The sequence below is a fragment of the Cupriavidus lacunae genome (genome assembly GCF_003353055.1).
In the GTDB taxonomy this organism is placed as follows: domain Bacteria; phylum Pseudomonadota; class Gammaproteobacteria; order Burkholderiales; family Burkholderiaceae; genus Cupriavidus; species Cupriavidus lacunae.
In genome coordinates this window covers 57,782-71,821 of sequence record NZ_QKWJ01000022.1, presented here as the reverse complement: position 1 = coordinate 71,821, position 14,040 = coordinate 57,782, and the positions used below count along the sequence as shown (strand labels likewise).

Here is a 14,040-nt window from a genome sequence, read left to right as displayed (position 1 = left end):
GTCTGGCTATTGATTGGTGGGATGCGGCGGGCTGAAGCAGTAGGGCACCAGGGCCGCGGCAATCAGCAAGCCCGCCGACAGGAAGATCGCTGCATAGGTGGAAGGCTGTGGCCAGCCGCGCACATGGCCGGCATTGGCGATCAGCCCGAACCCCCATGACGTCAGCGCCGATCCCAGGAACACGAAGGTATTGAGCAGCCCCAGCCCGCGCCCGCGCCGCGACGGCGGGATCAGCCCGCGGCCCTGCGCCATCACCAGCGGGTGCAGCATGCCGATGGTCGACAGCAGCGCCATCATCGCCACGCCGTAGCCGATGCCGTTGTCCGGCCACAGCGTCAGCAGGACCGAACCCGACATGGCAAAGCACGACCAGCCGGCGATGGTGGTCTTGAGCGTGCTGCGGCGGACCAGTACCGGCAGCAGGAACGCGGTCAGGAAGCCGGCCAGGCTCAGCAGCGTCAGCGCCACGCCGCGCGGCGCCGAGCCCAGGCCGAACACGTCGGCCAGGTAAGGGCCGCTCCAGGCATTGCGGAAGGCCGTGCCGGCGGACATCGCCAGGCATAGCGGGATCAGCGTCCACAGCGGCGCCAGCTTGAGCAACTGCATGCTTTCCGACAGCATCGCCGGCCATGACGCGCTGCGCGCCTCGGCATGGCCCTGGTCGCGCACGAAGCGCCACACGCCATAGCAGGCCGCCACCATGCCAAGGGCCGACACCGCCATCGACGGGCGCCAGCCGATCAGCGAGATGGCCCAGCCCAGCGGCGCCGTGGCGCAAAGCGCGCCGATCATGCCCATGGCATTTGAGCGGCTCACCACGCGGGTGTAGTCGCGCTCGGACAGTTGCTCGGAGGCGAAATGCAGCAGGCCCATGAAGACCGGCGCGCACGCCAGCCCCAGCCCCACCTGCGCCAGCGTGGCCGCCGCGCCGTTGGGCGCCAGTACGAACAGGATCGACGACACGGCCCCCACCGCCAGCAGCAGCGCGGTCGGCCGGCCCACGCCATAGCGGTCGAAGGCAATGCCCACCGGGATCTGCGCTACGGCAAAGGCCAGGAAGAACGACGAAGACAGCGCGCCAAAGCCCGCCGGCGACAGCCCGAAGTCATGCTGCAGCTCGGGCGCCATCACCGCCAGGCAGGAGCGGAAGAACTGGCTGAGCGCAAAGGCGAACGTCAGCAGGGAGATACCGCGCGCGGCGCGCATTGCCGGGGCGTGGGCGGGCACGGCGTCGGGCGAACCGGGGTGGCGGGTGTTGCTGGCGGTCACGGCTTCAGGGTTTGCCACCGCACTGGCTGCGGGGCGAAGGCGCTATGGTTGAGGGGGGATGCCCTGGCGGGCATTTCACGAACTGAGGTGGTATCTGCAGCGAGTGTAGAGCGGGCGCGGTATTCATGGCCGGGGGATGGCCGGTGTTCGCCCAATTTGCGCGTGGTGGCAGTGGAGTCGCATCACAGACCACAGGCCGGCCCCCTCTCCCTTCAGTGGGAGAGGGTTGGGGAGAGGGGCGGTCTGGCAAGGCGCCACGCATCTGGAAGCTCCTGCCCTCTCCCCCGGCCCCTCTCCCCCGGCCCCTCTCCCGCAAGCGGGAGAGATGGAGCAAACAATCGCGTGGATCAATTACCCCGGCAGCGCGTCGTACGTCAGCAAAAACACCTGCTCATCGCCCGCGCTGACCGGCAGCCAGACGATTTCCAGCTCAGGGAACGCAGCTTCCACGTTGGCGTGCTCGTTGCCGATCTCCACCACCAGCACGCCGCCCGGGTTCAGGCGCGCCTTGGCGCCGGCGATGATCCGCCGCACCACGTCCATGCCGTCGTCGCCGCCGGCCAGGGCGATGCGCGGCTCGGCCAGGTATTCCGGCGGCAGCGACTGCATCGAGGTTTCGTTGACGTAGGGCGGGTTGGTCAGGATCACGTCGTAGGTGGCGCCGTGCGGCAGCGGCGCGTACAGGTCGCCTTCATACAGCCGGATGCGGTCGTCCATCTTGTAGTCGGCCACGTTGCGGCGCGCCACGGCGAGCGCGTCGGGCGAGATGTCGACGGCATCGATCTTCGCGTTCGGCCAGACGTGCGCGGCCACGATCGGCAGGCAGCCGGAGCCGGTGCACAGCTCCAACACCGGGCCGATGCTGTCGGTCTCGCCGACCCACGGCTCCAGGCCGTCCTGCAGCAGTTCGCCGATAAAGCTGCGCGGCACGATCACGCGCGAATCGACGTAGAAGCGCAGGCCGTGCATATAGGCCTCGTGCGTGATGTAGGCGGCCGGCACGCGCTCATTGACGCGGCGGTCGATGACCTTGAGCACGGCATCGACTTCCTCGGGCAGCAGGCGCGCGTCCAGGAAGGGATCGAGCGTGTCGAGCGGCAGGTTCAGCGTATGCAGCACCAGGTAGGCTGCTTCGTCATAGGCGTTGGCGCTGCCATGGCCGAAGGACAGGCGCGCGGCGGTAAAGCGCGAGACTGCGAGACGCAGCAGGTCGCGCACGGTGCGCAGGGGGGAGGGCATTGCCATGTATGGTGTCTTTCGGCGGGAAATCAATCAGGCGACGAGGCGTTCCAGCACGCCGCGGTAAACGTTCTTCAGCGGCTCGATGAAGCGCACTTCGACGTGCTCGTCGATCTTGTGGATGCTGGCGTTGGGCGGGCCGAACTCGATCACCTGCGGGCAGATCCTGGCGATAAAGCGTCCGTCCGAGGTGCCGCCGGTGGTCGACAGCTCGGTCTTGACGCCGGTCTCGGCCTCGATCGCCGACGACAGCGCGTCGGACAGCTCGCCGCGCGGGGTCAGGAAGGGCTCGCCGCCGAGGGTCCAGTCCAGCGCGTATTCCAGCTGGTGGCGGTCCAGGATCGCATGCACGCGCGCCTTCAGGCCGTCGGGCGTGCTGGCGGTCGAGAAGCGGAAATTGAAGTCGATGGTGACGTGGCCCGGGATCACGTTGGTGGCGCCGGTGCCGCCGTGGATGTTCGACATCTGCCAGCTGGTCGGCGGGAAGTACTCATTGCCGTGGTCCCAGACTTCGGCGGCCAGCTCGGCCAGCGCCGGCGCGGCTTCATGGATCGGGTTGCGGCCCAGGTGCGGGTAGGCGATATGGCACTGCACGCCCTTGACGGTCAGCTTGCCCGAGAGCGAGCCGCGGCGGCCGTTCTTGACCATGTCGCCGAGCGTGTCGACCGAGGTCGGCTCGCCGATCACGCAGTAGTCCAGGCGTTCGCCGCGCGCGGACAGGGCCTCGACCACCTTGATGGTGCCGTCATGCGCCGGACCTTCCTCGTCGCTGGTGATCAGGAAGGCGATCGAGCCCGCATGGGCCGGGTGCGCCTTGACGAACTCTTCCACCGCCACCACGAAGCCGGCGATCGAGGTCTTCATGTCGGCGGCACCGCGGCCGTACAGCTTGCCGTCGCGGTGCGTCGGCGCAAACGGGTCCGAATGCCACTGCTCCAGCGGGCCGGTCGGCACCACGTCGGTATGGCCGGCGAAGACCAGCAGCTTGCCGTCCCTGCCCTGCGTGCCGCGCCTGACCGCCCACAGGTTGGTCACGCGGAAATCGTCGGGGCCGCTGACGAGCGCTTCGCAGTCGAAGCCGAGCGCCTTCAGGCGGGTTTCCAGGATGGCCTGGCAGCCTTCGTCGGCGGGCGTGACGGAGCGGCGGCGGATCAGGTCTTCGGTGAGGGCGAGGGTGGCGGCGGGGGTGGCGGTCATGGGACTACAGGAAAGGAAATCAGAACTGGCCGGCGTACTGGTCGGCGGAGAAACCGACCATCACCTTGCCATCGTGGGCCAGCACCGGGCGCTTGATCAGCGACGGGCTCTGCTGCATCAGCGCGATCGCGCCGGCTTCCTGCTCGGCGCGGGCCTTGTCGGCGTCCGACAGTGCGCGCCAGGTGGTGCCCTTGCGGTTGAGCAGCGTGGCCAGCGGCACATGCCTGAGCCAGCCGCGCAGCATGGTTTCATCCACGCCCTGCTTCTTGAAGTCGTGGAAGGTATAGGCCACGCCGTTGGCATCCAGCCAGGTGCGGGCTTTCTTGACGGTATCGCAGTTGGGAATGCCGTAGAGCAGGACGGTCATGGCTAGTCTTGATGGAATGGAATCAGCGGAACAGCAGGTTCAGCGCAATCACCAGGCCGCCCAGGCCCAGCGCCACGCCGCCCATCGCCACCGCGGTCATCAGGCGCAGCCGGCGGTCCAGCCGGGCGGCTTCCTTGCGCAGCGCATCGACTGTGATGGCATGTTGCTCGGCCAGCAGCTTGACGGCCTCGGCCTGCTGCACGGCGGCGGCTTCCAGCTCGGCAATGCGGGCGGCGGGATCGCGCGTGTCAGTTACCGCGCCTTCCGGCGTTCCATCCTTGCGCTTGTTCTTCTTCAGTTTCTCGATGGTCTTGTTGGCCTGCTCGAGAATGGTGGGCAGCAGGGAGAGCACGGTACTGACGGTGGTGGGATCCAGGGCCATGAGTCGCTTGCGGAGGGAAGGCATGTTCAGCCTGGCCAGGCGGGGTGACAACGGAAATACTGCCCCGAGGCCCGGCCTCGGGGCGGGGCGGCGCAACCGTTGCGGGCTGCGCCAGGCGCGGTCAGTCGCCGCGCAGCAGGTCGTTCAGGCTGGTCTTGGCGCGGGTCTGTGCGTCGACCTTCTTCACGATCACGGCGCAGTACAGGCTGTACTTGCCATCCTTGGACGGCAGGTTGCCCGCCACCACCACCGAGCCAGCCGGCACGCGGCCATAGTGGATCTCGCCGGTTTCGCGGTCGTAGATCTTGGTCGACTGGCCGAGGTACACGCCCATCGAGATCACCGAGTTCTCTTCCACGATCACGCCTTCGACCACTTCCGAGCGCGCGCCGATAAAGCAGTTGTCTTCGATGATGACCGGGTTGGCCTGCAGCGGCTCCAGCACGCCGCCGATGCCCACGCCGCCCGACAGGTGGACGTTCTTGCCGATCTGCGCGCACGAACCGACGGTGGCCCAGGTATCGACCATGGTGCCTTCATCGACATAGGCGCCGATGTTGACGTACGACGGCATCAGGACGGCGTTCTTCGCAATGAACGAACCGCGGCGGGCCACGGCCGGCGGCACCACGCGAAAGCCAGCCTTGGCGAAGTCATCGCCGCTCCAGTTGGCGAACTTGGTCGGGACCTTGTCGTAGAACTGGGCAAAGCCGCCGGCGCTCATCGGCGCGTTGTCTTCCAGGCGGAACGACAGCAGCACGGCCTTCTTGATCCACTGGTTGACGATCCAGTCCTTGCCTTGCTTCTCGGCCACGCGCAGCGCGCCGGAATCCAGCTGGCTGATGACGTTGGCGACGGCCTCGCGGATATCGTTGGGGGCGGACTTGGGCGACAGGCTGGTGCGGTCTTCCCAGGCCTGGTCGATCAGGGCTTGCAGAGCTTGCGTCATGTTCGTTTTCTCAGTGTTGATGTTGATGCTTGTGTCAGGCCAATTGTGTTCTCCCTCTCCCCTCAGTGGGAGAGGGTCGGGGAGAGGGGTGGTTTAGCTAGCGACCACGCATCCAGAGATGCCTGCCCTCTCCCCCGGTCCCTCTCCCGCAAGCGGGAGAGGGGAGCAAAGCAGTGGTCAAGGCCAAAGCCTCAGCCCAGCGATTTGCAGAATTCGACAATCCGGCGCGCGCCTTCCAGGCATTCCTCAGGCGTAGCCACCAGGGCCATGCGCACGCGGTTGGCGCCGGGGTTGATGCCATCGGCTTCGCGCGCCAGGTAGCTGCCAGGCAGTACGGTCACATTCTGTTCGGCCAGCAGGCGCGCGGCGAATTCCGTATCGGTGAGGCCGGTGCGCGAGACATCGGCCCACAGGTAGAAGCCGGCATCGGGCAGTGCCACGTCCAGCACCTCGGCCAGCATCGGCGTGACCTCGCTGAACTTGCGCACATAGGCGGCGCGGTTCTCGCGCACATGGGCCTCGTCGTTCCAGGCGGCGATGCTGGCGGACTGCACCGCGGGGTTCATGGCGCCGCCGTGGTAGGTACGGTATAGCAGGAATTTCTTCAGCAGCGCGGCATCGCCGGCGACGAAGCCCGAGCGCAGGCCCGGCACGTTGGAGCGCTTGGACAGGCTGGAGAACATCACCAGCCGGTCAAAGCCGCGGCCCAGCTTGTGCGCGGCTTCGAGCGCACCCAGCGGCGCGCGGCCTTCGTCGAAATAGATCTCGGAATAGCACTCGTCCGAGGCGATCACAAAGCCGTAGCGGTCCGACAGCGCAAACAGTTGCTTCCAGTCTTCCAGCGACAGCACCGCGCCGGTCGGATTGCCGGGCGTGCACACGAACAGCAGCTGCACCTTCTGCCAGACATCGTCGGCGATGCGGTCGAAGGCCGGCGCGAAGTTGCGCGCCGGGTCGCTGTTGGCGAATACCGGGGTGGCGCCGGCCAGCAGCGCCGCGCCTTCGTAGATCTGGTAGAACGGGTTGGGGCACAGCACCAGCGCGCCGGGGCGGGTGCCGTCGACCACGGTCTGGGCAAAGGCGAACAGCGCCTCGCGCGAGCCGGTTACCGGCAGCACTTCAGTGGCGGCGTTGACCTTGGGCAGGCCGTAGCGGCGTTCCAGCCAGCTGGCGATGCACTGTCGCAGTGCATCGGAACCGGCGGTTGTGGGATAATTCGCCAGCCCCGCGAGCGACTCTGCCAGCGCTTGCTTGATGAATTCAGGCGTCGGATGCTTGGGTTCACCAATGCCAAAGCTGATAGCTGGCTTGTCGGCAGGCTTCACCTGCGCAAAGAGCACCCGCAGTTTCTCGAACGGGTAGGGCTGGAGCAGGTCGAGGCGCGGATTCACAGTGTCAGTCGGGGCCGGTTAAAACGACGCATTATAGAGGAACGGCGCGGGTTTCCGTGCGCCGGCCAGGCCCGCGGGGCCGGCCGCGGGCACAGATGGCGGGCATCACGCCCCGGTGATGCCGCCGGCGCCGTCCGGACGCTGCCTGCCTGTCACCGGCCGGCGGCCCGGCTCGCCTCGCATAGATTCCCTTTATGAGCACAAATACTGTTGCGGCGCAGCATGCGCCGGCCGACCGCCATGCGGTCAAGGCATCGCTTTCCATCCTGATCGGCGCCTCGGTCTGGGGCATCGCCTGGTTCCCGTACCGCGTGCTGGCGGGCTGGGGCCTGGGCGGCATGCACGCCGCGGCGCTGGTCAGCTCGGTCGCGGCCATCCTGTCGCTGCTGGTGGTGGGCCTGCGTCCGCACTGGCTGTTCGTCGCGATCGGGCTGGCGGCGGGCGTGACCAATGCCGGCTTCGTCTGGGGCAGCGTCAACGGCCATGTGATGCGCGTGTTGCTGCTGTTCTACCTGACTCCGGTCTGGACCGCGCTGTTCGCCCGGCTGTTCCTGGGCGAGCGGCTGTCGGCGGCCGGGTTGTCGCTGGTGGCGCTGGCCCTGTTCGGCGCCGGGCTGATGCTGTGGACGCCCGAGGTCGGCGTGCCGCTGCCGGGCTCGGCCGCCGAATGGTCGGGCCTGGTCGGCGGCATGGGCTTTGCCGTCAACAACGTGTTGTCGCGCCGCGCCGGCCAGCGTTTCCCGGACACGGACGCGCGCGTGCGCACGGTGGTGGTCTATCTGGGCTGCACGGTGGTCGGGGTGCCGGCTGCGCTGCTGCTCGATGGCCCGTCGGTGACAATCGTCCCGGGGGCACACGTCAGCGTAGGCATGCTGGTGCTGGGCCTGGCGGCGGTGCTGGTGGTCAGCAACTCGGTGGTGCAGTACGGGCTGCAGCGGCTGCCGGCCAACCGCGTGTCGCTGCTGATGCTGTTCGAGATCGTGATTGCCGCGGTGTCGTCGTGGTGGCTGGCGACCGAGGTGCTGAGCTGGAAGGAAGCGGCCGGAGGCCTGTGCATCATCGCAGCCGGCGCCTTGTCGGGGCTGGTGCACCGCAGCCGCCCCTCGGCGCCGGCCCCGGCGCATGCCGAGGCAGCTGCCTGTAACTAGTCGCGGGTCAGTGCAGCATGACCCGCGACACCATGGCCACCAGCGGTGTCCTTACCGCGCGCTCCACGCCGCGGTGCAGGTGCAGCGGCCGCAGCAGCATCTTCACGGTCATGTCGATGGGGATATTGCGCCGGATCACGCCCGACACGCGCGTATTGAGCGCGCGCACCTCGGCTTCCGCCACTGCCTCCACGCCGCGCTCCATGCGCAGCACGTTTCGCAGCGCAATCGCGGCGTCCTCGTTCTTGATCTCCAGCAGCCGGCGCGCCAGCGCGCCCAGCACCCGCAGCCGGCCAAGCCGCTCCGATGCCGCAAAGCGGTTGAAGAACTGGTAAAAGTGCTTGTAGTGCCGCACTTCGTCGTTGGAGATGCGCCGCGTCAGGTCGCGCAGCACCGGTTCGTCGCTGGCCTGTTCCAGCGCGCGGTAATACGCGGCGGTGCCGGTTTCCACCACGCAGCGGGCCGCCATTTCCAGGGCTTCGGTCGGCTCGAACTGGTCGATCGAGCAGGTCTTGCTGTACTCGTCGAAGAAGCGCGCATAGCCGCGCTCCCAGTCGAATTCCGGCCAGACATGCTCGACATAGCGCCGCAGCGCCAGCCCGTGCTGCAGTTCCTCGGCCTCCCAGTGCTCGGACAGCCAGCCGGCGGCGTCGGGCACGCGGGCGTAGTAGGTGGCGAGATTACCGGCATAGGTGTCGGAGCCGCTCTCGATAAACGAGGCTGACACCAGCAGGTAGAACAGGTCGCGGTCGCCGCGCACGCGTTCCACGTCGATCGCCTGGTAGTCGATATCGTTGACAGACCACGGCCGGGCGGCCGCTGACGGTTCACTCATGCTCTGTCCTCCTGGTTGGCCAAAGGCTGCGAGGGGCGCGTTGATGGGTGTGCGCTCCGGAGGGCATCCGAAGTCACGTCAACAGATGAGAGACTAGCATTTACCCTAGTTAGTTTCCCAACGATCGACCGGCCATGCCGGCTGACAGCGCCTGCGCGGCCTGCCAAAGTGCTTGTGGAAACGCTTGCAAGCGGCGGAATAGCAAGGGAAATCCGCCATGGGATATGACGCCGGGGCGACCGGCAAACGGGCCGGCCAAGGCATCTGCGATGGTATGATTAGCCCCAATTCTCGGGCCCGAGGGGTATTTTGAGGTGCTGGCGTCACGCCGCGCCGGCTCCCGCGCAGCCCGGCTTTCTGAACAGTGCAATAGCCCCGATACCAGGCCAGGTCCGGTTCCGATACCGGAGTGGCCGATACCACACGAGAAACCGTGCGACTATCCTCGATCAAGCTGGCGGGCTTCAAGTCATTCGTCGATCCCACCAATTTTCAAGTGCCCGGCCAACTGGTCGGCATCGTAGGTCCCAACGGCTGCGGCAAATCGAACATCATCGATGCGGTGCGCTGGGTGCTGGGTGAGTCACGCGCGTCCGAGCTGCGTGGCGAATCCATGCAGGACGTCATTTTCAACGGCTCCACCGCGCGCAAGCAGGCCGGCCGGGCCAGCGTCGAACTGGTGTTCGACAATGCCGAGGGCCGCGCCGCCGGCCAGTGGAGCCAGTACGCCGAAGTCGCGGTCAAGCGCGTGCTGACCCGCGACGGCACGTCGTCCTACTACATCAACAACCAGCCGGTGCGCCGGCGCGACATCCAGGACATCTTCCTGGGCACGGGCCTGGGCCCGCGCGCCTACGCCATCATCGGGCAGGGCATGATCTCGCGCATTATCGAGGCCAAGCCCGATGACATGCGCATCTTCCTGGAAGAGGCCGCGGGCGTGTCCAAGTACAAGGAACGCCGCCGCGAGACCGAGAACCGCCTGTCCGACACGCGCGAGAACCTGACCCGCGTGGAAGACATCCTGCGCGAACTCGGCAGCAACCTCGAGAAACTGGAAGGCCAGGCCGAAGTGGCGCAGCGTTTCAAGACGCTGCAGGCCGATGGCGAAGAAAAGCAGCACCTGCTGTGGCTGCTGCGCAAGCGCGAGGCCCAGCAGGAGCAGGAACGCCACCAGCGCGCCATCGAGCAGGCCCAGATCGACCTGGAAGCGCAGACGGCGCAGCTCCGCCATGTCGAGGCCGAACTCGAAACCATGCGCGCCGCGCATTACGCGGCGTCCGATGGCATGCACGCCGCCCAGGGTGGGCTGTACGAGGCCAATGCCGAGGTCAGCAAGCTGGAAGCCGAGATCCGCTACGTGGTGGAATCGCGCAACCGCGTGCAAGCCCAGATCGCTGCGCTGACCGCGCAGCGCGAGCAGTGGCAGGGCAAGGCCGAACAGGCCACCGACGAACTGGCGCAGGCTGAAGAGAACCTGGCCGTGGCCGAAGGCCGCACCGTCGAGGCGCAGGAAGCCGTTGCCCACAAGAGCGACGAACTGCCGACGCTGGAAGCGCAATGGCGCGACGCGCAGCAACTGCTCAACGAGCAGCGTGCCGGCATCATGCAGGCCGAGCAGGCGCTGAAGCTGGAAGCCGCGCAGCAGCGCAGCGCCGACCAGATGCTGCAGCAGCTGGAACAGCGCCGCGAACGCCTGTCGGCGGAAGACAAAGGCCTGGACCGCCCCGACGAGACCCGCCTGGAGCAGGCCCGCGCCGAACTGGCCGAGCAGGAAGCGCTGGTCGAGGAAGCCCAGGCCGTGCTGGCCGATGCCGAAGAGAGCGTGCCGCGCCTGGACGAAGAGCGCCGTGCCGCGCAGGCGCGCGTGCACAGCGAAGCCGCCGCCATCGCCACGCTGGAGGCGCGCCTGTCGGCGCTGCGCCAGCTGCAGGAGAACGTGCAGACCGACGGCAAGGTGCAGCCGTGGCTGGCCAAGCATGAGCTGGCCGAGCTGCCGCGCCTGTGGAAGAAAGTCCATATCGAGCCGGGCTGGGAAAACGCGCTCGAATCCGTGCTGCGCGAGAAGCTGGCCGCGCTGGAAGTGTCGAACCTGGACTGGGTCAAGGCCTTCCTGTCCGACGCGCCGCCGGCCAAGCTGGCGTTCTACTCGCCGCCGGCCGCGGCCCGTCCGCTGGAAACGCCTGCCGGCCTGCGCCCGCTGATGTCGCTGGTGCAGATCACCGAGCCTGGCATCCGCGCGGTGATGCAGGACTGGCTGGCCGATATCTATGTCGCCACCGACATGGCACAGGCGCTGGCCGCGCGCAACACGCTGCCGGACGGCGCGTCGTTTGTCGTGGCCGAGGGTCACGTGGTGGGCCGCAACGCCATCCAGATCTACGCCGCAGATTCCGAGCAGGCGGGCATGCTGGCGCGCGAGCAGGAAATCGAAAACCTGCACAAGCAGGCACGCGCGCAGCTGCTGCTGTCCGACGAAGCCAAGACCCAGGCCGTGCGTGCCGAAGCGGCCTACACCCAGGCCAGCCAGGGCCTGGGCGATGCCCGCAGCCGCGCCGAGCAGGCCACCCGCCGCGTGCATGCGCTGCAGATGGACGTGCTCAAGCTGTCGCAGGCGATGGAGCGCTATTCCGCGCGCAGCGGCCAGATCCGCGAGGAACTGGACGAGATCCACGCGCAGATCGAAGAGCAACGCGCCATCCGCGCCGAATCCGAAGCCAGCTTCGAGCAGCACGACGCTGCGCTGGCCGAGATGCAGGCCAGTCACGAAGACCAGCAGATGGCCTTCGAGGCGCTGGACAGCAAGCTCTCGGGCGCACGCCACCAGCTGCGCGACTTCGAACGCGCCGCACAGGAAGCCCTCTTTGCCGAGCGCAACCTGGCCAGCCGCATCGACGAGCTGCGCCGCAATATCCAGGTCGCGGCAGACCAGGCCGAACGCATTGCCGAGTCGCTGGAAAACGCGCGCGCCGAGCTGGAGACCATCAACGAGCAGACCGCGCATACCGGCCTGCAGGAAGCGCTGGAGCGCCGCGCCGAGAAGGAAGAAAAGCTCACCATCGCGCGCACCGAACTGGATGCGTTGTCGGCACAGCTGCGCCAGTTCGACGAACAGCGCCTGGCCGCCGAGCGCAGCCTGCAGCCGCTGCGCGACCGCATCACCGAACTGCAGCTCAAGGAACAGGCCGCGCGCCTTAACCAAGAGCAGTTCAGCGAGCAGCTGACCACGGCCGAGGTGGACGAGGTTGCGCTGGCGGACAAGCTGACCGGCGACCTGAAGCCGTCGTACCTGCAGGGCGAAGTCACGCGCATCAACAACGCCATCAACGCGCTGGGCCCGGTCAACATGGCCGCGCTCGACGAGCTGGCCGCGGCGCGCGAGCGCAAGACCTTCCTCGATGCGCAGTCGGCCGACCTGAACGACGCCATCAACACGCTGGAAGACGCGATCGCCAAGATCGACCAGGAAACCCGCGCGCTGCTGCAGGGCACCTTCGACCAGGTGAACCACCATTTCGGCGAGCTGTTCCCGTCGCTGTTCGGCGGCGGCCAGGCGCGCCTGATCATGACCGGCGAGGAAATCCTCGATGCCGGCGTGCAGGTGATGGCGCAGCCCCCGGGCAAGAAGAACTCGACCATCCACCTGTTGTCGGGCGGCGAGAAGGCGCTGACCGCGATCGCGCTGGTGTTCGCCATGTTCCAGCTCAACCCGGCACCGTTCTGCCTGCTGGACGAGGTGGACGCACCGCTGGACGACGCCAACACCGAACGCTACGCCAATATGGTGGCGCGCATGTCGGACAAGACTCAATTCGTTTTCATCTCACATAACAAGATCGCCATGGAAATGGCTCATCAACTCATTGGCGTGACCATGCAGGAGCAGGGCGTATCGCGTATCGTGGCCGTGGATATGGACGCGGCGGTTTCGATGGCGGAGGCAGCATGAACCTGAACATGGACCTGCAGACCGCGCTGATCGTCGCGGGCGTGGTTTTCGTAGTACTGGTGTTCGGCTACAACCAGTGGCAGATCCGCAAGGCGCGCCGCCCGCGCGAGCTGAGCCCCGAAGACGACCTGCCGCCGATGCGCGAGCCGGTGGTCGGGCATAGCACCGCGCCGGAAACTGCCGCGCGCCTGCATGAAGCCGCTGCCGAGCAGCCACCGCGACGCGAGCCGACACTGTCGCAGGCGTCAGCCAGGGCCGGCGCCGCGGCGGTGACTGACAACAACCACGTGGCTGCCGCCGCCGCGGCTGCCGCAAGCACGGCCGATGCCGACGAAGCCGTCGCCGAAGAAGTAGCCGTCGCGGCTTCGCATGCGCAGGCCGGCGAGGCCCAAGCTGAAGTGGTCGCGGCACCAGCACCAGCACCAGCGCCCGCGCCCGCGCCGGCCCCGGTCGCTGCTGTGCCAGACGGCCAGCCCGCGCCGGCCGTGGTCGATCCGCTGATCGACTGCATCGTGCCGCTGCATCTGGAGCGCAAGGCCTCCGGCGACCGCATCCTGCCGCTGACCGGCCGGCTGCGCCGCGCCGGCACCAAGCCGGTTCATATCGAGGGCCTGCGCACCGAGGCCAACGCGTGGGAGCCGGTCACCGCCGGCCATCAGTACGAAGACCTGCAGGTCGGCGTGCAGCTGGCCAACCGCGGCGGCCCGCTCAACGCGCTGGAGTTTTCGGAATTCGTCACGGCGGTGGAGTCGCTGGCCGAATCGCTCGACGCCTCCGCCGACCTGCCAGACATGAGCGAGACCGTGGCCAATGCACGCGAGCTGGATGGCTTTGCCGCCGGCTGCGACGTGCAGCTGGGCGTCAACGTGATCTCGGACGGCGCGCCATGGTCGGCAGCCTATGTGCAGAACGTGGCCACGCAGGACGGGCTGGTGCTGTCGCGCGACGGCACCCGCTTTATCCGCTATCAGGCCAATGCCGAGGGCGTGCAGCGTCCGCTGTTCACGCTGCAGTTCGGCGACACCAACTTCCTGCGCGACGACCTGACCGTCAAGGCCGGCCGCCAGATCACGCTGCTGCTCGACGTGCCGGTGGCAGACCAGGCCGCCAAGCCGTTCAAGACGGTGTGCGAGTACGGCCACACGCTGGCCCAGCGCATGGGTGCGCAACTGGTCGACGACAATATGCGTCCGCTGACCGAAGCCTCGTTCGTCGCGATCTTCAGCCAGCTTGAAACGCTGTACAACAAGCTGGAAGCGCGCGGCATGCCGGCCGGTTCGTCGGTGACGCTGCGCCTGTTCAGCAACTAGCCGG

11 protein-coding genes are annotated in these 14,040 nt (G+C 67.4%); 3 read left to right on the top strand and 8 right to left on the bottom strand.

Annotated features, from left to right (window positions below):
• Positions 1-6: 6 nt before the first annotated feature.
• From DN412_RS18710 to dapC, 7 genes are all read right to left on the bottom strand, one after another.
• The gene (locus DN412_RS18710) at positions 7-1,269 is read right to left on the bottom strand and encodes an MFS transporter (protein WP_115212966.1); all 1,263 of its coding nucleotides are present in this window, start codon (positions 1,267-1,269) and stop codon (positions 7-9) included.
• 351 nt (positions 1,270-1,620) lie between these two features.
• Entirely contained in the window at positions 1,621-2,514 is an 894-nt protein-coding gene (gene prmB / locus DN412_RS18700; protein ID WP_115212965.1) for a 50S ribosomal protein L3 N(5)-glutamine methyltransferase, read from the bottom strand.
• A gap of 27 nt (positions 2,515-2,541) precedes the next feature.
• Positions 2,542-3,705 carry a succinyl-diaminopimelate desuccinylase gene (gene dapE / locus DN412_RS18695; protein WP_115212964.1) on the bottom strand — a complete coding sequence of 388 codons (1,164 nt, stop codon included), beginning with the start codon at positions 3,703-3,705 and terminating at the stop codon, positions 2,542-2,544.
• A gap of 19 nt (positions 3,706-3,724) precedes the next feature.
• Complete coding sequence (locus DN412_RS18690; RefSeq protein WP_115212963.1) at positions 3,725-4,072, bottom strand: ArsC family reductase; 348 nt, start codon at positions 4,070-4,072, stop codon at positions 3,725-3,727.
• Between the two features lie 22 nt (positions 4,073-4,094).
• Positions 4,095-4,478 (bottom strand): hypothetical protein, encoded by a 384-nt coding sequence (locus tag DN412_RS18685; RefSeq protein WP_115212962.1) that lies wholly within the window; start codon positions 4,476-4,478, stop codon positions 4,095-4,097.
• 97 nt (positions 4,479-4,575) lie between these two features.
• Positions 4,576-5,403: a 2,3,4,5-tetrahydropyridine-2,6-dicarboxylate N-succinyltransferase gene (gene dapD / locus DN412_RS18680; RefSeq protein WP_078196573.1), complete on the bottom strand. Its 828-nt coding sequence runs from the start codon at positions 5,401-5,403 to the stop codon at positions 4,576-4,578.
• A 191-nt stretch (positions 5,404-5,594) separates the two neighbouring features.
• Entirely contained in the window at positions 5,595-6,794 is a 1,200-nt protein-coding gene (gene dapC, locus DN412_RS18675) for a succinyldiaminopimelate transaminase (protein ID WP_115212961.1), read from the bottom strand.
• A gap of 194 nt (positions 6,795-6,988) precedes the next feature.
• On the opposite strand from dapC, the gene DN412_RS18670 reads away from it, so the two are divergent.
• The gene (locus tag DN412_RS18670; protein WP_115212960.1) at positions 6,989-7,942 is read left to right on the top strand and encodes a DMT family transporter; all 954 of its coding nucleotides are present in this window, start codon (positions 6,989-6,991) and stop codon (positions 7,940-7,942) included.
• A gap of 7 nt (positions 7,943-7,949) precedes the next feature.
• On the opposite strand, the gene DN412_RS18665 is transcribed toward DN412_RS18670, so the two are convergent.
• Positions 7,950-8,777 carry a ferritin-like domain-containing protein gene (locus tag DN412_RS18665; RefSeq protein WP_115212959.1) on the bottom strand — a complete coding sequence of 276 codons (828 nt, stop codon included), beginning with the start codon at positions 8,775-8,777 and terminating at the stop codon, positions 7,950-7,952.
• A gap of 433 nt (positions 8,778-9,210) precedes the next feature.
• Between DN412_RS18665 and smc the strand changes: the two genes are divergently transcribed.
• The gene (smc, locus tag DN412_RS18660) at positions 9,211-12,726 is read left to right on the top strand and encodes a chromosome segregation protein SMC (protein WP_115212958.1); all 3,516 of its coding nucleotides are present in this window, start codon (positions 9,211-9,213) and stop codon (positions 12,724-12,726) included.
• Positions 12,723-14,036, top strand: a complete 1,314-nt coding sequence (locus DN412_RS18655; RefSeq protein ID WP_115212957.1) for a cell division protein ZipA C-terminal FtsZ-binding domain-containing protein — start codon at positions 12,723-12,725, stop codon at positions 14,034-14,036. The genes smc and DN412_RS18655 overlap by 4 nt, the downstream gene beginning before the upstream one ends.
• Positions 14,037-14,040: the final 4 nt, after the last annotated feature.